Origin of the sequence: Gloeomargarita sp. SKYB120, from assembly GCA_025062155.1 — a bacterium.
Taxonomy (GTDB): Bacteria; Cyanobacteriota; Cyanobacteriia; order Gloeomargaritales; family Gloeomargaritaceae; genus Gloeomargarita.
The window spans coordinates 36,034-61,472 of the sequence record JANXAM010000004.1 but is presented as its reverse complement, the minus strand read 5'-3'; the positions used below and the strand labels follow the sequence as shown (position 1 = coordinate 61,472).

Below are 25,439 nucleotides of genomic sequence, written 5' to 3'. Positions count from 1 at the left end.
ATTATGAGTTTTCTTGGGAATACGAGTCTTTAGCCTTCTTGAATTCTTCTTCGCGTATTTTCTCTAGCTCGCTTTTCACCATAGTCATACCACTTTTGAAGTAGGCTTCAGCAGTATGACCAATCGCCTGTGTCCAGGCAAAAACAAAACCTGCACCAAACAACCCTCCAAGTCCTGGCATACCCAACTTATAGAGAGCTAGGCAAAGTTGTTGGCCAGTTATACCAGCACCAACAACTGCCATTACCTCAGCGAGGCAAGATGGGTCAAGTTTATAACCGTAAATGTTACCAATCGCTCTAACCATCGTATATTGAATCGGTGTGATTATCCATATGTCAGCGATTGGTATAGGTTGGGGAGCCACAAGCCCAGCCGTCACGGCACAGATTTGTCGAACCTGCTCGGAAAACCGCGCTCTTTCTTCATCTGTGGAGTTCGAAAAATCACCGCTCAAGTACCGGTTTATCTGTTCCCACTTACTGCCAAAGTAGTTTATGACACTTTCCAGCCCCATTGAATCCTCCACCCAGGTTTTACCTGGCCCAACCACGGTCCGATTATAGTCGAAAAGCATTGGATTATTAGTAAAAAAATTATTAAGAACTAGACTGTGGTAATTATGTGGCTAAAAACATTTAGTCCGACGTAGAATAAAGCTGATAGGTTACGGAGTGATGTCTATGCCTACAGCACAGACCTGCGTCAGAAAGCCATTGAAGCGGTCGTGGGGGGTGCGAAACTGGTCGAAGTGAGCCAAATGTTCCACATCGGGTATCGCACGTTACAACGTTGGCTCAAGCAATGGTCTAAAACCGGTTACCAAAAGGGGCATAGTCATAAATTTCGCAAGTTTGTCGAAGCAAATTCCAGTCTGACCCAGAAGGAAATGGCGGCTAGTATGACGATTTGTAGGGCGCTTAAAAGACGAGCAACAGCGGCAAGCATATCTCGAGAACATGAAGGCTGTGAAGCGGGAAGAAGTTGTTTACATAGACCCATCCGGCATTGACCAGCGAGCAGTTTATGTAATTATGGGAAGAAGGCGGGTGGGATATGATGGGTAGTGATTATCTCGGGAGATTAATTGAGCCATTAACCTGGATAGGGAGCTGCAATTTACAGGTCGTTTTAACTTGGTTGCGTGAGTGGTTGTTACCAGCGATTGGTCCTGGCAAAAAGATAGTGATGGACAATGCCAGTTTTCACCGGTCGGCGGCGGTTAGGCAAGTGGTGGAAGCGGCTGGGTGTGAGCTGATATATTTGCCTAGATATTCACCAGATTTAAATCCCATTAAGCATGTATGGTATCGAATTAAGCAAAAGGTGTGAAAATTACAGGCAAGTGCGGTGGAACATCTGCAATCCCTGGTCAATAAAACCATCTGTGAATTATGTCAAGTTTTGTAATTTTAGCTATATATGACAATACCCAGTTAGACTGGCAATGAAGAAGGGGGAATGACTTGGCTACGTCGAGAAGGGATTGCCTAGTCGTTCCTAGGCTGTTGTGCCCTCAAGTGGGATTGCTGTAGCTCTGGCGTAAGTAGGCTCGCCAACCCCCGAAATGGGAAATATCTAGGGCGTTCACGATAGCAAACCATTCACACAAAAAACCTTTCACCATCTCGCCGTCAGCTAGCACTACGGTCCCAATCCCTAGGGGCGAAGGAATTTGCGCTACCAGGCGACCGAAATTTCCCACCGGCAGTTCCCATACCTCTACCTCGATGGCGTAACCCGGTTGGCCCGGCGGTTGACGGATGAGACCTGGCTTAGGGATTTCTCCCCCGGGCAGCGCGTAGAGACGGTAAATAGGAGCTGTGGTACAGGTGCGTACATATCGAGCCTGCAACGCCAGCAATTCCCCATTCAAGGGTTGACCGGTGAGATGAGCGCCCACCACTGCTAAGCGCACCCAGGGTTCCGTCATACTCACGGGTCTTTTCTCCGTGGCAGCGCCTGGTAATATAGCCAAGCCATCTATGGTTGTCAGCCCTTGAGTCCCAGCGCACGGCCTGGCCTTTGGGTTTTCTCTCCTCTCTCTGACAAACTAAAGCAGCTTAGCTATAACGCTCACCCCATGCGCACAACTGCGCTTCGTGCCAAGCTGGGGCTATCAAAGTGACACCTGTTGGCAACCCATCAGGCTGAAAGCCACTGGGCAACGCCAGCGCACACAAATCCAACAAATTCACAAAGTTGGTGTAGCGCCCTAAACGCTGGTTCAGTTCCACCGGTTGCGCCAGCACCTCCTGCACCCGGTAGGCTGTCCCTATCGTTGGCAACAGCAGCAGGTCCATCCGTTCCCATTGAGCTTCGGTTTCCCGTTGCAGCGCTTGCAGGCGGTACATGTCCCGGAACACCTGGACACCCGAAATCTCTCGTCCCGCCAGGATGATCTGGCGTACTGTCGGGTCTAGGCCGGGATGGTCCTGGACTAAAAAATCCCCAACCGCCGCCGTGCGTTCGGCCAGCCACGCTCCTTCGTAGAGTAATTCCCCAGCGGCGAGAAACGGCTGAATATCCACCGTCACCACCTGTGCGCCTATATCGGCAAACCGCTGCACCGCCGCCTGGTAGTTTTGGGCCGCCGCTTGATTGCCCATAAAGTCCAACTGTTCCAGCGGGGGAACGCCTAGACGCACCGTTGTTGGGGGTAACGCCGGGGGTGGAGCCGGTCGCCGAGAAAAGGGGTCTTCCGGGTCAAAACCCGCCGCCACCTGGAAAACAGCTTGGGCATCCCCCACCGTCTGGGCGAAGATGGACACGCAATCCAAACTGCGCACTGCCGGTACAACGCCCCTGGTGCTGAGATAACCGCGCGTAGGTTTGAGACCGACGATGCCGTTGAGCGCTGCCGGCACCCGACCTGAACCTGCCGTATCCGTCCCCAGGCTAAAACTCACCAAACCCGCCGCCACCGCCACCGCCGAGCCGGAACTGGACCCGCCAGGAATGTACTCTGGATGCCAGGGATTGCGGCAAATGCCGTAGGGCGAGCGCGTCCCCACCAGCCCCGTCGCAAACTGGTCGAGATTGGTCTTGCCAATGGGAATCGCGCCAGCGGCCTCCAACTTCGCTACGACCGTTGCCGAAACTGCTGGGACATAGGCAAACGCTGGGCAGCCAGCCGTTGTGGGTACTCCCGCCCAGTCAATGTTGTCCTTGATGGCAAAAGGGATACCGTACAGGGGTAAGCCCGCCGGGTCACGGGTTTCCAGGTGCGCTGCCCGGGCCAAGCTCTCTGCTGGGGGAGCCAGATAAATCCATACCGCTGGGTCGCTGTAGCGTTCGATGCGCTCGTAAACCTGCTTCACCACCTGAGTGGGCGCGAGTTTACCAGCGATGTAGGCTTGGCGTAGGGATTGAAGGTCTAGGCGAACGTCACTCCCCATGTCAGGCCGCCATCGCCACTGCTCGCCGTTGAGCCGCCTGACCCGTTTGTCGCAACAGCATCACCAGCTCATCCCGGTAGTCATGGAAACGGGGGTGCCGTTTGGTCGCCATCACCCCCTGGGAACGATCAGGCAAGTCTACCGTGATTTCACGCACGATGCGACCGGGACGCGCACTCAGGGCAAAGATGCGCGTGGATAGAAACACCGCCTCCTCCACGTCATGCGTAATCATGAACACTGTCAGACCCGTGCGCTGCCACAGGTCCAGCATAAATTCGTGCATCATCTCCCGCGTGTGCAGGTCCAGAGCGCCGAAGGGTTCATCCAGCAGGAGCAACCGAGGTTCCGTCGCCAGCGCCCGTGCAATCGCCACCCGTTGTTTCATGCCACCGGATAACTGCCGGGGCAGCGCCTGGGTGAAGTGACTTAACCCCACCATCTGCAGGTAGTAACGCGCCCGTTCTCGCCGTTCCCGTTTCGGCACCCCCTGCAGCTCTAAACCAAACTCCACATTCTGCTGCGCCGTCATCCAGGGGTAGAGCGTGTAGTGCTGAAATACCATGCCCCGGTCGGCCCCCGGACCCGTCACTCGCTGGCCGTCAATCCACACCCCGCCCCGCGTCGGTTGGTCAAGGCCTGCGATCTGTCGAAGCAAGGTGGATTTTCCAGAACCGGACGCCCCCACGGCACAGACAAATTCCCCCTGCGCAACGGAGAGATTGATATTCTCCAGCACTAGCAAAGGCCCTTGCCGGGTGGAGAAAACCTTGGTCAACTCACGCACTTGCAGAAACATACATCACCTCCGAAGCAACAACTCAAAAACCTTCATTCTGGCTGCGCCCACCGACAGGTCACCCGCACCAGATATTGGAAGAACAAATCTAGACCCAAACCAATGAGTCCGATGACCATCAAACCCACAAAAATTTCATCCGTGCGCAGGAACCGTCCTGCTAAACTGATCCGCCGTCCCAAGCCTTCGGTTGCCGCCACCAGTTCTGCCACAATTACAAGCTGCCACGCCGATGCAAAATTGATCCGGCACGTATCCAAAATTCCCGGCAATACATGGGGAAAAATCACCCGTATAACTGTATTCACCCGATTACCACCCAGCATGTAGGTCGCTTCAATTAACTCCTTGGGGACAAATTTCACTGTGTCCATGACCATCAGAGCGTTGTAGAAAAAAGTACCGATAAAAATCAGGGCAATTTTGGGGGCTTCGTCAATCCCCAGATACAGAATCAGCAAGGGGATAAACGCTGGCGCCGGCATATACCGCATCAACCCAAATAGGGGTTCTCCCAGCGCCCGCAAACTCTGGAAACACCCCATCAAAACGCCTACTGGCACCGCCACCAGTACCGACAACCCAAACCCAATGCCCACCCGCCGCAAACTGGCCCAGGTGTCCTGCCACAATTCCCCGGATTGACCTAGCCGGAGTGCTGCCGTGGCAACCTGCCCTGGCGATGGCAAAAACTTGGCGTCCACCTGTCCAAACGTGGTTAGCAACCACCAGGCCACTAGGGGCACTAGTACTGACACCAGCATTAATCGCCGGTACAGGGGGGCGGGGATATCTTCAGCCAAGCGCCAGAATACCGATGGCTGTAGAGACGGCTTTGGCAAACGGCGCGGCGTCATTTGGGGGGGTGTCGAGTCGGGAGTCATGGCCTAGGCGTTACTGAGCTTGGGCGACGTAGGTTTTCACAAATCGGTCATCGAATAACCGACTTACATCGGGTTGAGTTTTTGCCAGTCCTGTCTGCACCAAAAAGGCACTGACTTTCTGGGCTGCAAATGGTAGGGATGTCATGTCCTTGCCGGGTTGAAAGGCTGTGACATTTTCTTGGGCATTAAAAATGCGAGTGCCGGTAGCATATTGCTTGTATTCAGCCACCGTGACGTTAGCCCGTTTCGCCATGATGGCTACTGATTCATCAGGATGTTCCTGAATGTACTTGAGCGTATCGAACCAGGCATCCACCACTTTTTGCACCTGCTGTGGGTACTGCTCCACAAACCGGCGAGTAAAGACCAAATGGTCGGAAATGGCACCTGGAAAATCCTTGGAACTGGTTAACACTTTGCTAGCCGGTCGTTTCAAGGCCTGGGTGGTAAAGGGTGCAAAAACAGCGACCCCATCCACTTGACCAGCGGCAAAAGCGGCGGCGGCTTTCCCCGTTTCCAAGGGCACAAAGGTAATATCCTGCAACGTTAACCCCGCCCGTTCTAACACCAACGATAGGAAGAAATGACTGACAGAGCCTTCTTCGGCTGCTAGTTTTTTGCCCTTCAAATCCGCCAGAGTGTTGATGCCTTCGCGCACGATAATTTGGTCATTACCGGTGGAGTTATCGTTGACCAAAACAATCACCTGGTCAGCCCCACCAGCCACGGCACTAATTGTGTCGTTTAACGTTTGTGAATTGGCATCGAGTTGCTCGGCTTTGAGGGCATTCATAGAGTCAGTGTAGCTGTCAAACCATTGCAATTCCACACGCACATTGTGCTTCTGAAAGATGCCTTTCTCCTGGGCGACTTGCCAGGGAAACCAGCCTGGCCAAGCACTAAAACCAAGCCGCACCACAACATCATCGGACGTGACATTCGCTGGCCCGCAACTAACCGCCAGCAACAAACTCAGCACAAACAAAACCCCAGCAAGCTGAGATGATTTTCGTCTCATAGCGATACAAACCCGCACTGAAAGGTGCCTGCTGACACTTGACCGTTTTACCAGCAAGCTCCTTTTTCACCATCCCAATTTCGTTTTCTGAAAAACAGTATCAAAAGCTACAGTTATTTTTCTCTCTCTTTACCCCGATACATATATAAGCCCCCAAAATTTTTAATTGTAAATTTTTGTAAAGAAGTAGTTTTTTATACTTTTTTCCAGGGTGGCGGGGGCAAGGATGAGGACTGCTTCCGGGAGAGCTGGTGATAGCGACTGAGTTCAAGCCGTTGCCTGCTCAGCCGGAATAATGGCGTTGTTTGTATGACCGCAGTATGAAACTTGACCGATTCCTGCTGCAGGCGCAGCATTACACAGACCCAACGTTGATTCCCCAGGAACAAGCACAGATTTTTCACCAGACCTGGTTGTATCTCGGGCCAGCCGAACCAGTTGCCATGCCGGGAACGGTTTGGGCAACCCACATTGCGGGTGTGAGCGTGCTGGTCATCCGGGATGAAGCCGGGCAATTGCAGGGATTTCACAACCTGTGTCCCCACCGGGCGATGGAACTTTGTCCAGAACCGGGGATTTTTCAGACCAAGCGCCTGATTTGCCCGTACCACGCCTGGGTGTATGACTTGCAAGGGCAATTTGTAGCAGCGGCGCGGCAGAAAGGGTTTGGCGAAGGGTTTGACGGTCGGGATTATCCGTTGCAGCCGGTGCACGTTGCAGTTTGGCAAGGATTGCTGTTTGTGAGTTTCAACCCGGACGTGATGCCGTTGGCGGAGTATCTAGCGCCTATGTCGCAAATGCTGGGTCTGTACGCGCAGGGGGAATGGCGGTGGCGGCACCAGCAGACCCGGCGGGTGGCCTGCAACTGGAAGGTCTATCACGACAACACGCTGTGCGATTACCACGTGGCGGTCGCTCACAGCCAGACGCTCCACCGCCTGCAGGGACCGGTGCGCCATTACCAGCATCGCTTTGGTCGCTACGTCAATGCCCTGGTGACGCCGGTGCCCCCAGAATGGTTGGCTTGCCATCGGGTGCGTAGGGATTTGCCGCCGGAAAACCAAACCCATTTCTACACGTTCGGGGTGTTCCCCAACCTGCACATCCTGGCGCTCCCCGACGGCTCCCTGGCTTGCCTGCGCATTGACCCCGTGACAGTGGACGAGTGCGATGTGGTGACGGACATTTACGGGATGCCAGAGACCAACCTGGACGAACTGCTGGCTGAACTAGAGGCTTTCATGCGGGAAGACATGGCCCTGGCGGAATCAGTGCAAAGGGGTTACGCCAGCGGTCGCTACCAGCCGGGACCGGTTCACCCCCTGGAAGCCCGCATCCTGCACCACCAAAAACTCCTGCTGGCTCACCTGCAAGGCGCGATGACGACACTGGCTGGCATGTAAATTTTTGTAAAAAGTAGCGTAGGCGACTGTTTTGCCAGTGTTGCAGGGTTAGTTTGTGGCAATAGAGCAAGCAGGAGAGCTTCTAGGGTTCCGGCGGCAGTAGCCGCGACTGGTCCAAGAGAAGCAAGCCGTTACCCGAACAGGTAGCGGTCACACGGCGGGATAAAAGCCCGGGAGGACGTGCTGAAGGTCTGGCAACAGGCTGGATGACGAGACTCCTGGGCTTCGTTGTTTTGAACCGCATGGAGGGAGAGCGATGGTTGCCACAATCAATCCCACGGACATTGCACCGGAGTTGGTGGTCTGGTCGGAAAAGTTACCAGGTGGGGCCTATTGGCACGGCATTGTCCCCCGCTGGCAAACGCTGCGCATCACGGATTTGGGCGGGTCCCACGGGGTGTCCATGATTTGCTACAACGCGGACCGACCCATGGAGCGGCTGAATGTGGCGGATACGGCCAAGATTCAGTTCAATGCGTTTTTGCGCAAGGGGATGGTGCTCTACTCGGACATGGGGCGGGTGTTGTTTTCCATCACCGAGGACACGTCCAACGGGCATGACCTGATTTGCGGGTGCAGTACGCCGGAGCGCAACCGCGCCAAGTATGGGGAAGGGGGCGATGACAAGTTTGGCCGGCGGGATTTCCACAACGCGCGAGACCAGTTTTTGCGGGCGCTGGGCAAGTGGGGTATGAGTCGCCGGGATTTGATGCCCTGTGTGAATTTCTTTAGCCGGGTGACGGTGGGACCCAATGGCGAGTTGCACTACGATGCCACAGCGGCCAAACCAGGGAGCTTCATTGACCTACGGGCGGAAATGAATGTGCTGGTGGTGGTTGCCAATTGCCCCCACGTCCTGCATCCCGACACGACCTACAACCCGCCGCCGGTGCAACTGACGGTGTGGCGTTCCCCTGCGCCGGGACCTGATGACCTGTGCCGCACGGCCAATGAAGAGGCAAAACGGGCCTTCATCAACACCGATACCTGGTGGCTGCAACGACCGCTCATGCCGACCTACGCGCTGTAATTCTGTGCTGTTGTTGTACGTAAGGAGGTGACCATCATGGTGGCGACGACGGAACGTGTACTGGACCCAGCCCAAGCAATTTACGACTATGTGCTGCCGGCGCGTCAACCCTGGTCCAAGGTGATTACCAAAGGCCAAGTCCTGCGGATTGTGGACCTGGAGGGCAACCAGGCGGTGGACACCCTGATTTATAACGCCCATGACCCGTCCGAACGCTACAGCGCCCCTGATACGGTAGTGCGCCAGGGCAATATCTTTATCACCACGGGAACCCAGCTCATCTCCAACCTGGGCAACGTGCTGATGACGGTGATTGCGGATACCTGTGGCCGCCACGACACGCTGGGAGGTGCTTGCAGCATGGAGAGCAATTCGGTGCGCTACGGGTTGCACAAGAAGCACCTGCACGCCTGTGTGGAGAATTTCCTGCTGGAGCTGAGCAAGTACGGCCTGCACAAGCGGGATTTGGTGAGCAATATCAATTTCTTCATGAACGTGCCGGTGACTGCCGATGGGCGCTTGGAGATTGTGGATGGGATTTCCGCGCCGGGGAAATACGTGGACCTGCGGGCAGAGATGGATGTGATGGTGCTGATTTCCAACTGTCCCCAGATCAATAACCCCTGCAACGCCTACAACCCTACTCCAATCCGCCTGCTGGTCTGGGACGCTGCGTAAGGGGATGTTCCGCAAGGTCTTGGTGGCCAACCGGGGGGAAATTGCGTGTCGCGTCATTCGTACGCTGAATCGGCTGGGCATTGCCAGTGTGGCTGTGTATTCAGAACCAGACCGCCACAGTCTCCACGTGCAAATGGCCACCGAGGCCCAACCCCTAGGGGGAACCCTGGCGAGCGAGAGTTACCTGTGCGCAGACCGGTTTTTGGAAATTGCCAGGGCGACGGGGGCAGAGGCGATTCATCCAGGCTACGGGTTCCTAAGCGAAAATGCCGATTTTGCTGACGCCTGCGCCCAACAAGGACTGGTATTCATCGGCCCCAAACCGGAACAGGTGCGCCAATTCGGTCTCAAACACGTCGCCCGTTCTCTAGCCGAAGCCCACGGCATTCCCCTGGTGCCCGGCACATCCTTATTAAATAGTCTCCAGGAAGCTCAAGCGGCGGCGGCTGACATCGGTTACCCGGTCATGCTCAAAAGCACGGCAGGCGGCGGTGGGATTGGGATGCGCTGTTGCTATAGCCCGGCAGAACTGGCCGCAGCCTATGAGCAGGTGCAACGCCTGAGCCAGGCCAACTTTGGTAACGCAGGTGTCTTCCTGGAAAAGTACATCCCGAGGGCGCGCCACATTGAGGTGCAAATTTTTGGGGATGGGCAGGGGCGGGTACTGGCGCTGGGGGAACGGGACTGTTCGACTCAACGCCGGAATCAAAAGGTGATTGAAGAAACACCAGCGCCCGGTTTGCGTGAGGAAATCCGCCAGGCCTTAGCAGCAGCAGCCCGACGGCTAGGCGAAGCGGTGCAGTACCAATCAGCGGGCACGGTGGAATTTATTTATGACGTGCAGACGGAACGGTTTTACTTCCTGGAAGTCAACACCCGCCTGCAGGTGGAGCATGGGGTCACCGAGCTGGTCTGGGGCGTGGATTTGGTGGAATGGATGGTGCGACTGGCGGCGGGTGAGCGGGCGTTTTTCGATGCCTGGACACCCAATCCCCACGGTCATGCCATCCAGGTCCGGATTTACGCCGAAGACCCCCATAAAAATTTCCAACCCAGCGCTGGGACGTTGACCTATGTACAGTTGGCATCCGGTATTCGCTGGGACCACTGGATTGAAACAGGCACGGAAGTAACGCCGTTTTATGACCCGTTGCTAGCCAAAGCGATTGCCCACGGGACAAACCGGACGGCAGCGCTCCGAAAATTACAAGCAGCCCTGGACCAAACCACCATCGCCGGCATTGTCACCAACCTGGAGTATTTGCAACAGGTGTTGGCGGCGCCCGCGTTTCAGCAGGGAGAGGTGCACACCCGTCTGTTAGGGGATTTTCCCTATCAACCCCACACGATAGAGGTGTTGGCACCGGGAACCATGACGACGGTGCAGGATTATCCCGGGCGCTTGGGCTACTGGGATGTGGGGGTGCCACCGTCGGGACCGATGGACCATCTGGCGTTTCGCTGGGGCAATCGTTTGCTGGGGAATCCACCCGATGCCGCTGGACTGGAATGTACACTGGTGGGGCCAACGTTGCGGTTCAACGCACCGACGCGGATATGTCTAACGGGAGCTTACATGCCAGCAAAATTAAATGGCCAGGACATCCCCTACTGGCAAACGGTGGTGGTGCCGGCGGGAAGCGTGCTCGAACTCAAAGCGGTACAGGGACCCGGTTGCCGCACCTACATTGCTATCCAGGGGGGTATTCCTGTGCCGCCGTACCTGGGCAGTCGGGCGACGTTTACCCTCGGACAATTCGGGGGAGCTGCAGGCCGAGCGCTGCGAACAGGGGATGTATTACCGTTAGTCCCTTGGTCAGGGGAAGACAGACCCCAAGCTTTACCCCCGGAACTCATCCCGACTTACACCCACGCCTGGGAGATTGGGGTGATGATTGGCCCCCACGCGGCACCCGACTTTTTTACGCCAGAGGACATCGAAATGTTGTTGAACCACGCCTGGGTGGTGCATCACCATTCAGACCGCACGGGCATTCGCCTGATTGGTCCCAAGCCCACCTGGGCCAGACCGGATGGGGGAGAAGCGGGATTGCACCCGTCCAACATCCACGACAACGCCTACGCCATCGGCACGATTGATTTTACCGGGGATATGCCTATCATCTTGGGGTGCGATGGACCGAGCTTGGGTGGGTTTGTGTGTCCAGCTACCATTGTGCAGGCGGAACTGTGGAAAATCGGGCAATTGAAACCAGGGGATACGGTGCGGTTTGTGCCCATTGATGAGGAAATGGCCCGCGCCTGGGAGGAGCAACAAGAACGTGAACTTGCTACCCTGCAACCCCAACCCCGGCCTGCGGCGCTAACTGTGATAGAAAACCCCATCCTGCGCCAGGAGACTGAAACCCATCCGGTGGGCGTCACTTATCGCCAGGCGGGAGATAAATACATCTTGATTGAATACGGCCCGTTGACGTTGGATTTGACCCTGCGGTTTCGGGTGCATGCTCTGATGACCTGGCTCCAGACGCAGCGGCTACCAGGAATTATTGACCTGACACCGGGGATTCGCTCGTTGCAGGTGCATTACGACAACCGGCGTTTGCCCCGCGCGGCATTGCTGGAACTGCTGGCCCAGGCGGAGCGGGAGTTGCCTCCAGTCCAGGACATGGAGGTGCCGACGCGCATCGTGTATTTGCCCCTGTCCTGGAACGACCCCGCGATTCAATTAGCCATCGAGAAATACATGCAGTTGGTGCGGCCAGATGCTCCCTGGTGCCCCAGCAATCTGGAATTTATCCGGCGCATCAACGGCTTGGCTGCTATCGAGCAGGTGCATGACATTGTGTTTGCCGCCAGTTACTTGGTGCTGGGCTTGGGGGATGTGTACCTGGGAGCGCCTGTGGCTACTCCTTTGGATCCGCGGCATCGGCTGGTAACCACCAAGTACAATCCGGCCCGCACCTGGACGCCGGAAAATGCTGTAGGGATTGGCGGCGCCTACCTCTGCATCTATGGCATGGAGGGACCAGGGGGGTATCAGTTAGTAGGACGCACCGTACCTGTCTGGAACCGCTACCGTCGAACCCGCGAGTTTTCTCGTCCCTGGTTGCTGCGGTTTTTTGACCAGATTCGCTTTTTCCCAGTCACTGCTGAAGAACTCCTGCGCTATCGGGAAGACCTGATCTACGGTCGGGTCAAATTGGAGATATACGAGCAGACCTTTCGACTGCGAGACTACTTGGCCTTTTTGGCGCAAAACGCGGCCGAGATTCAAGCGTTCAAGACCCAACAACAGCAAGCCTTCAACGCGGAACGGGAGCGCTGGGTGGCGGCTGGGGAATTTGACCGCGCGAGTCAGGAGGTACCCGTCTTTACGGCTGCCTTGTCAGAGGTAGAAATTCCTGAAGGACAAGTGGCGGTCTACGCCGAAGTGAGCGGTACGGTGCGGCGGGTAGATGTCACTCCCCAGGCGCGGGTGGCCCCTAGTCAAAAGGTGGCTGTCATTGAAGCCATGAAAACGGAAATTGAGGTGCTGGCCCCCTGCGCTGGGATGGTCGCCCAAATTCTCCGTCAACCCGGACAACCGGTTACTGCAGGGCAAGCGGTGCTGACCTTAATCCCCGACGAAACGTAACGGTTCCCAGCGCACTACATGTCCGGCTGTGAGGGCGTGGATAGTTCCGTCCGCTCCCTGCAGTAGCAAGCGCCCCTGGTCATCCAGGCCCGCCCCTACGCCTGCCATCGTTTGCTGACCCGTGTGAATCACCAAGGGGCAACCATCCAGCACATCCCGCTGGCGCAACTGGGGCAAGAGTTTAGCCCATCCCCCCCGCTGGAGCAAACTGTGGGCTTCGAGCAGGTAACGCCGCAATGTACTCAGCACCGTTAGGACATCGGGTGGATGGGGTGTGACGTCCAGTAGACTGGCGACTTGGGCGAGGGATAAATTTGGCGCTGCCGTTGCGAGAACTGTATGCCAATCCACTGCGCGGTTGAGGCCAACGCCCACCACAACCCAGGGCAACGACGGCTCACACAACACCCCGGCTAACTTGCGGCCATTGAGCACCACGTCATTCGGCCATTTGATGCCTAGGGTGCCAGGCGAGAGGGGAACCGTATCTTCGACGGCATGGATCACCGCCAGTCCCGCCGCTAAGCTCAACTGAGGGAGGTGTGCTGCCACAACGGGATGCAGTACAAACGAAGCCGTCAACACCCCCGGTGGCGCATACCAGGCTCGTCCCTCTCGCCCGCGACCAGCCGTTTGCCGTGGCGTGTAGATGACATCTCCCGGTTGTAAACGCGCTAGAGATTGCAGCGCCCAGGTGTTGGTGCTGGGACATTCATCCAGCCAGTGCAGCCAAGGGGGATACGCCATACACCGAAGAACCGGACTAAACTGGAAAAGACAGTACTATATGAGTCACTCCGTGCAGCCTTTCGCCAGTTTCTATCGTTGGTATCGGGACACGTTGCGCTACTCGCCCTACCGGTGGCTGTTGATACTCGGGTCGTTGCTGTATTTACTAAGCCCGGTGGATATCGCCCCTGATGTGTTCCCCTTCTTAGGCTGGATAGATGATGGCTTGTTGCTGGCGATCCTGGTGGGTGAACTATCCACCCTATTGTTTGGTGGCGCATCGGCAAGCCCGACCGACGGCCCCGTCGTAGATGTCCAAGCGCGCTCCATACCCGATGATGAATGAGGAACGCTGGGTGAATCTCGTGGCTGTTGTCGTGTTTGGTCTCACCCTAGCGGCACTGCTCGGGCCTTGGTTTCACCTTTCCCCGGCGTGGGTTGCTAGTACCACCCTAGTTCTCATGGGGCTGGCCACCGCCGATGCCTGGTTGTGGCAATCGCAGGGATTGACCTTCCTGCTGGGACTATGGCCATCCGAGCGGGTCTTGCACCACGAAGCGGGTCACTTTCTCGTCGCACACTTGATGGGAATTCCCATTGAAGATTACACACTGGATAGCTGGAGCAGTTGGCGGCGCGGTTATCCCCCGACGGAAGCGGGTGTGCGGTTGGGTGCAGTTCCCCTATCGCTCTGGCCTCGCTGTCCGGTGGTGTGGATGGCAGGGGTTGCCGCTGAGGAATGGCTTTACGGCGACGTGCGGGGCGGTGTTCTGGATCAGGAGCAGGCGCTACGCCATTTAGAGGGTTTTCCACCAGCGGAACGGCCTTGGCGACTGCGGTTGGCCCAACGGGAAGCCCAAGCCCTGCTACAAACCCACGCCGCAGCCTACTGGGCTTTGGTTGAGGCGATGCGGCAAAGGAAATCGGTGGCCGAGTGTATTGCGGCGATTGAACGACACCTATCCCAGCAGCCATAATCAAATAGAAATCAGGGGGACTGAACGCATGCGTGCTGTCGTCATTGGCCTAGTTGGGCTGTGGAGTCTGGGGCTACCGGCGCTTGCCCAACCCCAAGGAGGTCGGGGCAAACCCATCCTGTACACCACCTGCCGGCAAGGGCAATGTGTCCAGACTCAGGTGTTGAGCGTGCGGCTAGAGCAACAAACGCCCCAGGGGCGACTCTACCGAGTGACCGTTGGGCAACGCACCTGGATGGAAGATAAATCACCCCCTGCGAGTTTCCAGACTCGCCGCCAGGAGTACGCTTACTGCTCGCGCACGCGCCCAGCCTACATCTTTGGCAACCCTGGCAACTACACAGCCCACCTACTGGACCCAGTCAACGGCCCTCGTGCCATGTCCCACTATGCGTCCTACGTTTTATACTGGGGCGTGTGCCACGGCGTGACTGACCCAGACACTCCCGCTTTGGCCGAGAAGGCTATCCAGTTGGGTTATTCCCCCAAATTGCCCGAAGGCCAAATCACACTCGCGCGTCCTCAGGACATCCTAAAACGGTAGCGCTGCTACTGGGCAAAAAGTTCCGTCTCAACCGCCAACGGATACTTGGGAGTTGCAGGCAAAAATCCGTAACTCAAGCAGTTTAGCTGTGGACAAGGTCCCGCTGTTGGTTTTCCTAACCTTACTCCGACGCCTTGTTCTGGTCCGTAATGCGCTGGAACAGGTAACCCGTGCCACGCGCCGTTAGGATCAAATCCGGGTTGCTGGGGTCGTCCTCTAACTTGGCCCGCAGGCGGGAAATGTGGACATCCACCACACGCGTATCCACATGCCGCTCTGGTGTATAGCCCCACACCTCCTGAAGGATGTCCGTGCGGGAAAAAGGTTCCCCAGAGCGACTGACCAGTAGCTCTAACAGGCTGAACTCCATCCCCGTTAGGCGAACCCGCTCGTTGTTTTTGTACACTTGGCGTTTATTCAGGTCAATTTTGATGTTGTTAACGACAATGACCCCCGAACTGGGAATGTTGCTAGTGCTGCCATTTTTCTCCACCCGGCGCAACACCGACCGGATGCGAGCCTCCAGTTCCTTAGGCGAAAAGGGCTTCACCACGTAGTCATCCGCCCCCAGCTCTAAGCCCGTAATCCGGTCTGCCACATCCCCCAAGGCCGTCAGCATGATGATTGGCACGTCGGACTCCTTGCGCAACTCCTGACAAACGCCGTAACCGTCCAGCTTGGGCATCATGACATCTAACACCACCAGGTGCGGGTGTTCCCGACGAAAGACAGTCAAGGCCTCCTCCCCATCCGCCGCCGTCACCACGTCGTAACCAATCATGGAAAGACGAGTCTCTAAAATCCGGCGAATGCTGGCCTCGTCATCCACCACCAAAATCCGTTCCTTCCGGTTATCCAACGTCGCTGTTGCCGCCATAGACCCACGCACCGTATCAGACGCCCTACCTTTAAGTGATTGTGTCTAATTTAACTCAATTTTAACAGGATTTACAACCGTCCTAATCTTATTTCCGATGGTATCCCATGCGGCTAGGCAAATGCTAGGTAGAGTAAAAAAATGTTGCGGTTTGGAGGCAGAAAAGACCCATGGAACCTCTTTCCCAGCAGGAATTGGCCATCTACCTCGACATCGCCACGGAAGCTGCCTGGGCGGGCGCCGCTGTGTTGCAGACCTACTGGGGAAAGCTGGCCGAAATCGAAGAAAAGAGCTACAGCGGTGATTTAGTCACCGTCGCCGACCGCGAATCGGAAGCCGCCATCCTGGAGGTGCTCCAACGCCACTTTCCCAGTCACAACATCCTGGCGGAGGAATCGGGCTGGCAGCAGGTGCATCCCCAGCAGGACTTTCTTTGGGCGGTGGACCCCCTCGACGGCACAACCAATTTCGCCCACCAGTACCCGATGTTCAGCGTTTCCGTCGGGTTGTTGTTCCAGAGGGAGCCAGTGGTGGGAGTGGTGCTCGACCCCCTGCGCCAGGAACTTTTCCGGGCCGCCCAGGGACTCGGTGCTACCTGCAACCGGCAACCCATGCGCGTCTCCCGTACAGACACGCTAGAGCGCAGCCTGCTGGTGACGGGTTTTGCCTACGACCGCCGGGAAACCCCCGACAATAACTACGCCGAGTTTTGCCACCTGACCCACCGTTGTCAAGGGATACGCCGGGGCGGCTCGGCGGCCCTCGACCTGGCCTACGTCGCCTGTGGACGACTCGACGGCTACTGGGAGCGAGGCCTATCCCCCTGGGACATCGCCGCCGGGATTGTTCTGGTGCGGGAGGCAGGCGGCCTGGTCACCGCCTACGACGGCAACCCGGTGGATGTTTTTTCGGGGCGCTTGCTGGCTACCAACGGTTGGATTCACGCCGCCTTGAGCCAAGCCCTCACCCACTGTACGACGCAGGTGCTTCTGGGGCCATGAGTTCCCACGCCTGGGCCACCAGTTGGCTCAACCAGCAGCGCGTCGCTGGTTCCAATAGGCCATCTTCCGCGAGAATTTGCGCCTGCAGGTCCGCCAGGGATTGCCCTGCTGCTTGCCCTAAACGCACCACCCCCGCAATCGCCACCGCAATCCGGTCCGGACTGGGGGGTTGCTGCCGCAGCGCCGCAAATTCTTCAGGGGTCTGGGGAATCGGCAGTACCATCGCAGGCCACAATCAGTAAGTACAGTAAGTAATACCCTATAGATAATGTCCCCGCTATTATGAGAAGAATGTAAACTTTTTTAAGGATGCTTTTAAGAGTGTAACAAATTTTGGGGATGGAGGCCGGTGATCCAGGAGCTGTTGTACCGAGAGATTCCTTGTCCGGTGGTCGAGCGGGTGCGGGCCTGGTTGCAGCGGTGGTCAGCGCCAGGGTTGACGGTGACGCCAACGCCGACAGGGTTGCACCTGCGCCAGGGGAGCGGCGAGTGGACGGTGGTGACATGGGGGTTGCAGCGCACGACCTACCTCAAGGTGTTTCGCTGGCAAGCGGGACCTGGTGAGCGCGTCTGGTTGCGGCAGTTGACGGCTGCTTTGGACCGGGAGTTCCCCCTGCAGTATCCAGCCTTTCCGGAGGTCGACCTGACCCAGACAGACGTTTTCACAGCCCTGGCTCCCTACTACCCGGCGACAGTGCATTTTTTCCAGAAGATACCCAACGGCGCATCTGACCTAAAGCGGGTGTATTGGTGGGAGCAGCGCTGGCGCCAGGGGGTGCGCAATCCTCAGGTCAACCGGGTGCTGTTTCCGGGGACGGTGGACGCCCGACCGGACTACGACCTAGTGTACGTGGGGGGCGCTCTGGGGGCTTTACACGCAGCGGTGATGGCCCGCTTGGGCTACCGGGTGTTGCTGCTGGAGCGGCTGCCGTTTGGGCGGATGAACCGAGAATGGAACATCTCCCGCGCCGAGCTGCAAGCCCTGATCGACCTGAATCTGTTTACCGCCGCCGAAATTGAGCGCACGATTGCCTGTGAGTACGAAGATGGGTTTCACCAGTTCTACTGGCCGGAGGTGCCCAAACGGGTGCGAGCGCCGGTGCTACACACGCCGACGGTGTTGAACGTAGCGCTGGAGGCACAAAAGCTCCTGGAATTGGCGGGGGAAAAGTTGCGCCGGGCTGGAGGAACTATCCAGGACGAATGCGAGTTTCTCCAAGCGGAAATCGGCGCCCAGGGGGTCAAGGTCCAGTTCCGGTGTTTACGCACGGGGCAAACCCAGCAAGTCACGGGGCGGTTGCTGGTGGATGCGATGGGGACGGCTTCGCCCATTGCCTGGCAACTCAACGGCGGACGGGCCTTTGACAGCGTGTGCCCCACGGTCGGGGCGGTGTTGCGGGGATTGGACCCCCAGGTGTGGGACCGGCGTTACGGAGATGTGCTTCACAGTCACGGGGACATCTCGCGCGGGCGGCAGTTGATCTGGGAGTTATTTCCGGGAGCGCGGGATGAACTAACGGTGTACCTGTTCCACTACCACCAGCCCTGCCCAGAAAATCCGGGTTCCCTGCTGGAGCTGTACGAAGACTTTTTCCATATCCTGCCTGAGTACCGGCGTTGCGAAATGGAACAGTTGCAGTGGGTCAAGGCCACCTTTGGCTATATTCCGGGGCATTTCAGCAGTCGGTTTGGGGAACGCCGCGTGGCCTGGGACCGAGTGATCAGCATTGGCGATGCCGCCGCTTTGCAGTCCCCTTTGGTCTTTACCGGGTTTGGGTCGCTGGTGCGCAATCTCCCCCGGCTGGTGGATTTGCTGGATACGGCGCTGCGCCATGACCTGTTGGGGGCCGACTCCCTAAATGTCATCCGGGCTTACCAGGGTAACACGTCGGTCACCTGGTTATTTTCCAAAGGGATGATGGTGCCCACTGGGAAGCGGTTGCCGCCAGCCCGCATCAACAGCATCCTCAACACCTTTTTTGGGTTGTTGGCCAAAGCCCCGCCGGAGGTGGCCGACCGGTTCATCAAAGACCGCAGCGGCTGGGGCGAATTTACCGCCATGGCCCTCAAAGCCGCCTGGACCAACCCCTTACTTCTAGTCTGGATTTGGCCGCTGACCGGCTGGGGAGACCTCCTGCGCTGGCTACGCAGTTACCTGGTGTTTACCGGGGAGGCGTTGGTGAGCGCAGTGCTGCTTCCCTGGTGGCCGCGACTATTGCGGCGGTGGCAACCCTGGCTGGAACGTCGCTTCCCCAAGCGGTGGCTGGCTTGGCTGGCCCAGAGCTATCACCTGGGCTACAGTGTAGGGCGACCTCGGCTGGAACGGCGGTTGCCGGTTTTCCCCTGAAGAAGCGTGCTATGCTAACGGGGGGGGGGGATAAACGCCATGGCATCCGACGCAGACCCAGCGAGCCGGTATCGCTGTGAGTCAATCCCCATGCCGGCGGGTCAACGGGGAGCAGAAGTGATTCACGGCCTCACCCGTCGTCCCAAGACGCTTCCCAGCTACTACTTCTACGACCAGCGCGGTTCGGAGTTGTTTGAACAAATCTGCAACTTGCCGGAGTATTACCCCACCCGCACCGAACAGCACATTTTGGAAACCGCCGCCCCAGAAATTGCCGCGCTGACGGGCCATTGCGACCTGGTGGAACTGGGCAGCGGCAGTTCCCGCAAAACCCGCCTGTTGCTCGACGCCTACACCCGGTTGCAGGGTCGGTTGACCTATATCCCCATTGACGTCAGCACGACGATGCTGCAGGCGACGGCCTGGCGCTTGTTGGCGGACTACCCCGAACTCTCCATTTACGCCCTGGCCGGTGTTTATCAAATCGCCCTGGACCATTTGCCCCCATCGCGACAGCCGCGTTTGCTCATCTTTTTAGGCAGCACCATCGGCAATCTCTCGCCCCAGGAAGAGCAGGTATTTTTACAACAAATTTACCGTCGTCTATCGCCGGGCGATTACTTTTTATTGGGGGTGGATTTACAGAAAGACGCAGAGATTTTGACAGCGGCCTATAACGACAGTCAAGGCATCACCGCTGCCTTTAACTTGAACATCCTCCGGCATTTGAACCGCGAATTCAACGGCAACTTTAACCTAGAATATTTTGCCCACTGGGCCTTCTACAACCAGGAACTCCATCAAATTGAAATGCATCTGGTCAGCTTGTCGCATCAAGTGGTGGAGTTATCGGGCCTAGGCTTAAGGGTGGATTTCGCCCCTCAGGAAACAATTCGCACGGAAATTTCCCGCAAGTTTGATGTCACTTTAATGGCCAAACAACTTGACTGCCACGGTTTACCAGTGCAACGGGTCTGGCAAGATGAGCAAAAGTGGTTTGCTTTATTGCTATGTAAACGGGTATAGTGACGCACAAATGACAACAGCAGTAGGCAGCAAATACGAACTTTTTGAAAAGATACATCGCCGCTGGTTGAAGTGGACAACTCCTATTTTAGGAACCATACCAGCGAAAGGGTATTGGGCTTCCAGTTGGGAATACTATCAAAACTATTGCGGGCAATTACCGGATTTAGAATACCATGTTTGTTATCCAGGTTATGAAGTTACTTACAGGCTACCGCACACCATTCACACTGACATTCACCCCTGCTTTTCCCAGCGAGCACATCGGCAGATACCTGAGACCTACTGGCTGACTGTACCAAAGGGCACCATTCTGAGAGCGTATCGTTCGATGGGGAGTGTCATCGCCCACGATGGCCGCGTCATCCATGACAGTTCGCGCCAGTGCAGCTTCCCCGTTGCCCACAATGAAGCCCTGCACCGCCGGTTTCCCCCGGTTCAGTGGGTTGACCATACCATTGCAGTGATGACCGATGGCAGCGGTGGGGCCAACTACTGGCACTGGTTGATCAACATCGTCCCCAAGTTCATCCTGCTGCAACAGGGCGATGTCTGGCCAAAGATTGACTATTTCCTGGTAGATCAACCGCTGAAACAACTGGAGATCACCCTGGAGATTCTGGGGGTTCCCCAAGCTAAAAGGATTCCCACCAAATTTAACTACTCATTGCGCAGTCCCCTGGTGGTTGTGCCGACTTTTATCCGAGAAATTCCCCCCTGGATTTTAGATGGTTTGAGAACGTCATTTTTGCCCTACGGCCAAGCGCCGCTCCAACCGCATCCCAAGGTCTATATCAGTCGGCGGAAGGCCCAACGCCGGCGCATTCTCAATGAGGCGCAGGTCGTGGATTACCTGGTGTCACGGGGATATACGGTCTGTTGCTTGGAGGATTTGAGTTTCTTAGAGCAAGTGGGTCTATTCCGTGGGGCCAGGTATGTCATTGGTGTGCACGGCGCGGGTTTGACCAATCTCGTCTGGGGTGAATCGGGGGGTCGAGTTTTGGAGATTTTCCCCGCTGTGCCCTGTCGAGATTGCTACTGGATTTTGGCCCATCAGGCGGGATGGGATTACTACTACTGGTATCCCGATAGCCAGCACGGGAATGAAAACTACGATGCAGACCTCTGGATAGATATGGCGATGTTTCCACAAGTCGTGGAACACTTTGAAAGTTGATAAGATGGAGGGGGAAGGGGTGGAGATGGGCAGCATGGAAGGCGTGACCAAGCAGGAGGGCATCCAAGTGAAACGCCAAATTTCGGCGGCGGAGCAGGATGCCTTGGGGGTAAAAAGCTGGCCGGTTTGGGAAAAGGGAATTTCGGAGTTTCCCTGGACCTATGAGACGCAGGAGACCTGCTATTTCCTGGCGGGGGAGGTGACCGTCACGCCGGCGCAAGGTGAACCGGTGACCCTGCGAGCTGGGGATTTGGCCGTCTTTCCTAAGGGTCTGCAATGCACTTGGAAGATCACGCAGCCGGTACGCAAGCACTATCGTTTTGACTGAATCGCACGTCCCAAGGCAACCGATGGAACGCGTTCTGTTTACGCCGATGACGCAGGAGTCTTTCGGTGACCCTCCCCAGTTTGTCGAAATTCCCCTGACCCGCTTGGATGGCTCAACGGCGGAACTCTTCAAAACCCAGTGTCTCGCCTGCTGCAATGGTCAAGGCTACCTCGTCGGCGTGAACCTGAGCGCGGTGGACTTTATAGATAGCAGCGGGTTGGGCGCCCTGGTGAGCTGTAGTAAGCAGTTGCAGGCGACCGGCAACCAGATGGCCCTAGTGGCTCCTCAACCCCGAATCCTGGTGCTGCTGGAGACGGTGGCGGTCTACCGCTTCATCCCCATCTACACCAAGCGGGAGCATTTTGAACAGGGGCTGGACCCCGACCGGTCTTGGTAGGCTTGCCTTGTCAAGCGGGCAGCTTCTCGCCTATGGTAACAAGTAGCTTCGGTGGCGCGATGACCCCTGCGGCAGAAGAGACAGTGGCCGGCCCGCGTCCCCAGTTGACCACCTGGGATGGGATTGCCCTGATTGTTGGGATTGTGGTGGGTGTGGGGATTTTTGAGACGCCGGTGTGGGTGGCCAGCAACTTGACCAGCGTTGCCCAAGTCCTGGGCGTCTGGCTACTAGGGGGGGTTCTGTCCCTGGTTGGCGGGCTGTGCGTGGCCGAATTGGGAGCGGCCTATCCCCACGCTGGGGGCATCTACCACTACCTGGACCGGATGTTTGGCTGGCGGCTGGCCTTTCTGTTCGGCTGGGCGCGGATGACGGTGATCCAGTCGGGTTCGATTGCCCTGCTGGCCTTTGTGTTTGGGGACTATTGCACGCAGTTGTGGTCGCTGGGGCGCTACAGCGCCTCCTGGTATGCGGCAGCGGTGATTGTACTGTTGACCGGCTGCAACCTGCTAGGGGTGCGCCCCAGTAAATGGCTCCAGGCGGGGTTAAGCGGGGCTAAGGTGCTGAGTCTACTGCTGGTGGTGCTGGCGGGCTGGCGGGCGACTGGGACAACGTTGGGAACAGCGGCGCCAACTCCGACGTTCAACTTGGGGCTGGCTTTAATCTTTGTCCTGTTTACCTATGGCGGCTGGAGCGAAGCGGCCTATATCTCGGCGGAACTCCGCAATGTCCAACAGGCGATGCCTCGGGTGTTGCTGGGAGGGATTGGGGCGGTGACCGTGTTGTATCTTCTGGTCAACGGGGCCTACCTGCGGGGGCTAGGACTGGCCGGCGTAGCCCAATCCCAGGCGGTGGCGGCAGACCTGATGCGCCAGACCTTTGGCCCAGCAGGTGCAGCCCTGACGAGTGGCGTGATTGCCCTGTCGGCATTAGGGGCGATTCAGGGGACGATGATCACCGGTGCTCGCACCAACTATGCCCTGGGCCAAGATTTTGCCCCGTTGCGCTGGCTGGGCGTTTGGAACAGCCGCTGGGATGCGCCTGTGAGTGCCTTGGTCTGGCAAGGCGCCATCTGTCTGGCGCTGGTGGGCTTGGGCACCTGGACACGCAAAGGCTTTGTCACCATGGTGGATTACACCGCGCCGGTGTTCTGGCTGTTTATGCTGCTCACCGGCGTGGCGTTGCTAGGGTTGCGGTGGCGAGAACCGGAACAAGCACGGCCCTTTTGCGTACCCGCCTATCCCTGGACGCCCCTGCTGTTTTGCGCCACCTGCGGCTATTTGCTCTACGCCAGCCTGGCCTACACGGGGATGGGGGCGCTGGTAGGCATTGCGGTACTGGCGGTCGGGCTACCGTTGAGCTTCCTATCTAAGGCGACCTGAATCCTACCGGTTCCGGTTGTGCGTAACATAGGATGGCGAGCGTGTGGAGGTGAATATGGGACGTAAAACCATCGTTTGGCTGGTGGGTTTGGGGGTGGCGGCCCTATTGCCCTGGTGGACGGAGCCGCTCCAGGCCGAGTCCGTTCGCCGCAGCGCGACGCCAGCGCCTGTCATCCAAGAACACATCGCCAAGGATGTTCCCTACGTCCCAACGCCCCAACCGGTGGTGGACGCCATGCTCAAACTGGCCAACGTCAACAGCAATGACGTGCTGGTGGACCTAGGCAGCGGCGATGGCCGGATTGTGATTACGGCGGTCAAAAAATTTGGCGTGAAGAAAGCTGTCGGCATCGAAATTGACCCGGCGTTGGTGGCCGAGAGTCGCCGGAATATCCAAGCCGCTGGCGTGGCCGACCGCGCCGAAATCATCCAGCAAAACCTGTTTGAAGCCGACCTAAGCAAGTATACTGTTATTACAATGTATTTATTACCTAGTGTGAATTTACGCTTGCGTCACAAGTTGTTACGGTTGCGACCGGGGACGCGGATTGTGTCCCATGCCTTTGATATGGGGGAATGGCAGCCGGACAAGGTGGAGCAGGTGGACGGGCGAATGATTTACTTGTGGGTGGTGCCGCCACTGGAAAAGGTGCCGCCTCACTTACTCAAGGAAGTGAAGGAGTGACGCCAACGCGCCTGGCCGTTACCTATGGGGTAGGCTCGTTGTTCCTCGCAGGGCATAGCCCCGCCTTGGGTTTTCCTACTATAGCTGATCCCTTGGGTCGTAGGGCACAGCACCGTCTTTGGTTTTGAAGCGGCTTAGCTAAATCGCTTCTGACAAACTGAAGCGTATATTCTGGACCAGCCAAAGTACGGAAAGGATTATTGACTCTCCTCCCTGACAAACTATGCGGGTATTGCCTGAGCTTATCGGATCCAATCCATCCAGGACTTGCGTTTCTCCTGCAAGCCCTTTACATTTGTTTACAGAGCAAAGGTCAGCAGTTGTGATCTTTTCTCCTCTCAACACAGCAGTCAGGGCCAGCCGCCATGGCTGGTTTTTTCGTGGCTAGGGGCTGTAGAGCCACAGGGGAATGCCCACGTACTCCCAGGGCAAGGCTTGGTTACGGAAACGGGCCAGGGGAGAACGGGGCCGTCCAGGGATGGTACGCATCGGTGTGCGTTCCGGGTCTAGACCGGCTAATTCGCAGGCCCAGCGGCGGGCATCCTCCTCTGTTCCCAAGCGGTCCACCACCCCCAGCGCTAGAGCCTGCTCACCGGTAAAAATCCGGCCATCGGCAAATTCCTGCACCCGCTCTAGGGGCAACCGCCGCGCTGTCGCCACTGTTGTAATAAATTGCCGGTAGCTAACGTCAATCAGTTGCTGCAAGATTTGGTGCTCTTCGGGGGTCAGTTCGCGGTCAAAGGCCAGGATGTCCTTGTAGGGTCCCGATTTGACCACTTTGAAGGACACGCCGATTTTTTTGAGCAGTTCCTCCAGGTTGTTGCCCCGCAGGATGACGCCGATGCTGCCGGTCACCGTGCCAGGATTGGCTACGATGTGGGGCGCTCCCATGCCAACGTAAACTCCCCCCGACGCAGCGATATTCCCAAAACTGGCGACGATGTGGGTGTGGGGTTGCAGGGCGCACAGGGCGCTGTAGATTTCCTGGGAATCCCCAACCGTGCCGCCGGGACTGTCAATGCGCACCACCAAAGCGGGATACCGGCGGGTTTTCACCACCTTCAGCGCGTTGAGTACCCGCTGGCGCTGGGCGCCGTTGATCACGCCGCTAATTTCCACCTTGGCCACACATCGAGGTCGTCCCCACCAAGGCCAACGCATCAC

The 25,439-nt window shown here is 57.2% G+C and carries 25 protein-coding genes and 1 riboswitch; of the genes, 15 read left to right on the top strand and 10 right to left on the bottom strand.

Annotated elements, in window-relative coordinates:
* Position 1 precedes the first annotated feature (1 nt).
* From NZ705_02890 to NZ705_02865, 6 genes are all read right to left on the bottom strand, one after another.
* Positions 2-529 carry a DUF697 domain-containing protein gene (locus NZ705_02890; protein MCS7291906.1) on the bottom strand — a complete coding sequence of 176 codons (528 nt, stop codon included), beginning with the start codon at positions 527-529 and terminating at the stop codon, positions 2-4.
* A gap of 987 nt (positions 530-1,516) precedes the next feature.
* Entirely contained in the window at positions 1,517-1,933 is a 417-nt protein-coding gene (locus NZ705_02885; protein ID MCS7291905.1) for a hypothetical protein, read from the bottom strand.
* Positions 1,934-2,063: 130 nt separating this feature from the next.
* A complete protein-coding gene (gene atzF, locus NZ705_02880) occupies positions 2,064-3,398 on the bottom strand; it encodes an allophanate hydrolase (protein MCS7291904.1) in 1,335 nt (444 codons plus the stop codon).
* Position 3,399: 1 nt separating this feature from the next.
* Entirely contained in the window at positions 3,400-4,197 is a 798-nt protein-coding gene (locus NZ705_02875) for an ABC transporter ATP-binding protein (protein MCS7291903.1), read from the bottom strand.
* Positions 4,198-4,229: 32 nt separating this feature from the next.
* Positions 4,230-5,054, bottom strand: coding sequence for an ABC transporter permease (locus NZ705_02870; protein MCS7291902.1), 825 nt, complete (start codon positions 5,052-5,054; stop codon positions 4,230-4,232).
* A 37-nt stretch (positions 5,055-5,091) separates the two neighbouring features.
* The gene (locus NZ705_02865; protein MCS7291901.1) at positions 5,092-6,060 is read right to left on the bottom strand and encodes an ABC transporter substrate-binding protein; all 969 of its coding nucleotides are present in this window, start codon (positions 6,058-6,060) and stop codon (positions 5,092-5,094) included.
* Positions 6,061-6,419: 359 nt separating this feature from the next.
* Here NZ705_02865 and NZ705_02860 point away from each other — a divergent pair, with 359 nt between their 5' ends.
* The 4 genes from NZ705_02860 to uca all read left to right on the top strand — a co-directional run bounded on the left by NZ705_02860 (position 6,420) and on the right by uca (position 12,808).
* On the top strand, positions 6,420-7,502 hold the full coding sequence (locus NZ705_02860) for an aromatic ring-hydroxylating dioxygenase subunit alpha (protein MCS7291900.1): 1,083 nt from the start codon (positions 6,420-6,422) through the stop codon (positions 7,500-7,502).
* 71 nt (positions 7,503-7,573) lie between these two features.
* Positions 7,574-7,681, top strand: a riboswitch (guanidine-I (ykkC/yxkD leader).
* Positions 7,682-7,758: 77 nt separating this feature from the next.
* Positions 7,759-8,532 carry an urea carboxylase-associated family protein gene (locus NZ705_02855; GenBank protein MCS7291899.1) on the top strand — a complete coding sequence of 258 codons (774 nt, stop codon included), beginning with the start codon at positions 7,759-7,761 and terminating at the stop codon, positions 8,530-8,532.
* Positions 8,533-8,568: 36 nt separating this feature from the next.
* Entirely contained in the window at positions 8,569-9,210 is a 642-nt protein-coding gene (locus NZ705_02850; protein ID MCS7291898.1) for an urea carboxylase-associated family protein, read from the top strand.
* A gap of 4 nt (positions 9,211-9,214) precedes the next feature.
* A complete protein-coding gene (gene uca / locus NZ705_02845) occupies positions 9,215-12,808 on the top strand; it encodes an urea carboxylase (GenBank protein ID MCS7291897.1) in 3,594 nt (1,197 codons plus the stop codon).
* Here uca and NZ705_02840 read toward each other — a convergent pair.
* Positions 12,788-13,555 (bottom strand): biotin--[acetyl-CoA-carboxylase] ligase, encoded by a 768-nt coding sequence (locus NZ705_02840; GenBank protein ID MCS7291896.1) that lies wholly within the window; start codon positions 13,553-13,555, stop codon positions 12,788-12,790. The genes uca and NZ705_02840 overlap by 21 nt on opposite strands.
* Before the next feature lie 40 nt (positions 13,556-13,595).
* On the opposite strand from NZ705_02840, the gene NZ705_02835 reads away from it, so the two are divergent.
* From NZ705_02835 to NZ705_02825, 3 genes are read left to right on the top strand one after another with little or no spacing between them, the layout of a single operon-like run.
* On the top strand, positions 13,596-13,883 hold the full coding sequence (locus NZ705_02835) for a DUF1232 domain-containing protein (GenBank protein MCS7291895.1): 288 nt from the start codon (positions 13,596-13,598) through the stop codon (positions 13,881-13,883).
* Positions 13,873-14,514 carry a hypothetical protein gene (locus NZ705_02830; protein MCS7291894.1) on the top strand — a complete coding sequence of 214 codons (642 nt, stop codon included), beginning with the start codon at positions 13,873-13,875 and terminating at the stop codon, positions 14,512-14,514. The genes NZ705_02835 and NZ705_02830 overlap by 11 nt, the downstream gene beginning before the upstream one ends.
* Before the next feature lie 28 nt (positions 14,515-14,542).
* Positions 14,543-15,058 carry a hypothetical protein gene (locus NZ705_02825; protein ID MCS7291893.1) on the top strand — a complete coding sequence of 172 codons (516 nt, stop codon included), beginning with the start codon at positions 14,543-14,545 and terminating at the stop codon, positions 15,056-15,058.
* Positions 15,059-15,179: 121 nt separating this feature from the next.
* Here NZ705_02825 and NZ705_02820 read toward each other — a convergent pair whose 3' ends face one another.
* Complete coding sequence (locus NZ705_02820) at positions 15,180-15,917, bottom strand: response regulator transcription factor (protein ID MCS7291892.1); 738 nt, start codon at positions 15,915-15,917, stop codon at positions 15,180-15,182.
* Between the two features lie 188 nt (positions 15,918-16,105).
* Here NZ705_02820 and NZ705_02815 point away from each other — a divergent pair, with 188 nt between their 5' ends.
* On the top strand, positions 16,106-16,936 hold the full coding sequence (locus tag NZ705_02815; protein MCS7291891.1) for an inositol monophosphatase: 831 nt from the start codon (positions 16,106-16,108) through the stop codon (positions 16,934-16,936).
* Here NZ705_02815 and NZ705_02810 read toward each other — a convergent pair.
* A complete protein-coding gene (locus NZ705_02810; protein ID MCS7291890.1) occupies positions 16,899-17,159 on the bottom strand; it encodes a hypothetical protein in 261 nt (86 codons plus the stop codon). The two genes, NZ705_02815 and NZ705_02810, sit on opposite strands and share 38 nt — an antisense overlap.
* A 126-nt stretch (positions 17,160-17,285) precedes the next feature.
* Here NZ705_02810 and NZ705_02805 point away from each other — a divergent pair, with 126 nt between their 5' ends.
* From NZ705_02805 to NZ705_02775, 7 genes are all read left to right on the top strand, one after another.
* Positions 17,286-19,283, top strand: coding sequence for a hypothetical protein (locus NZ705_02805; protein MCS7291889.1), 1,998 nt, complete (start codon positions 17,286-17,288; stop codon positions 19,281-19,283).
* 39 nt (positions 19,284-19,322) lie between these two features.
* A complete protein-coding gene (gene egtD, locus NZ705_02800; protein ID MCS7291888.1) occupies positions 19,323-20,309 on the top strand; it encodes an L-histidine N(alpha)-methyltransferase in 987 nt (328 codons plus the stop codon).
* Between the two features lie 331 nt (positions 20,310-20,640).
* Entirely contained in the window at positions 20,641-21,486 is an 846-nt protein-coding gene (locus NZ705_02795) for a glycosyltransferase family 61 protein (GenBank protein MCS7291887.1), read from the top strand.
* 4 nt (positions 21,487-21,490) lie between these two features.
* Positions 21,491-21,814, top strand: coding sequence for a cupin domain-containing protein (locus tag NZ705_02790; GenBank protein ID MCS7291886.1), 324 nt, complete (start codon positions 21,491-21,493; stop codon positions 21,812-21,814).
* Positions 21,815-21,836: 22 nt separating this feature from the next.
* A complete protein-coding gene (locus NZ705_02785) occupies positions 21,837-22,211 on the top strand; it encodes an STAS domain-containing protein (GenBank protein MCS7291885.1) in 375 nt (124 codons plus the stop codon).
* A 59-nt stretch (positions 22,212-22,270) separates the two neighbouring features.
* On the top strand, positions 22,271-23,590 hold the full coding sequence (locus NZ705_02780; protein ID MCS7291884.1) for an amino acid permease: 1,320 nt from the start codon (positions 22,271-22,273) through the stop codon (positions 23,588-23,590).
* A 55-nt stretch (positions 23,591-23,645) separates the two neighbouring features.
* Positions 23,646-24,275 carry a methyltransferase domain-containing protein gene (locus NZ705_02775; protein ID MCS7291883.1) on the top strand — a complete coding sequence of 210 codons (630 nt, stop codon included), beginning with the start codon at positions 23,646-23,648 and terminating at the stop codon, positions 24,273-24,275.
* A gap of 384 nt (positions 24,276-24,659) precedes the next feature.
* Here the strand turns inward: NZ705_02775 and sppA are convergent, their stop codons facing one another.
* On the bottom strand, positions 24,660-25,436 hold the full coding sequence (sppA, locus tag NZ705_02770; GenBank protein ID MCS7291882.1) for a signal peptide peptidase SppA: 777 nt from the start codon (positions 25,434-25,436) through the stop codon (positions 24,660-24,662).
* Positions 25,437-25,439 lie beyond the last annotated feature (3 nt).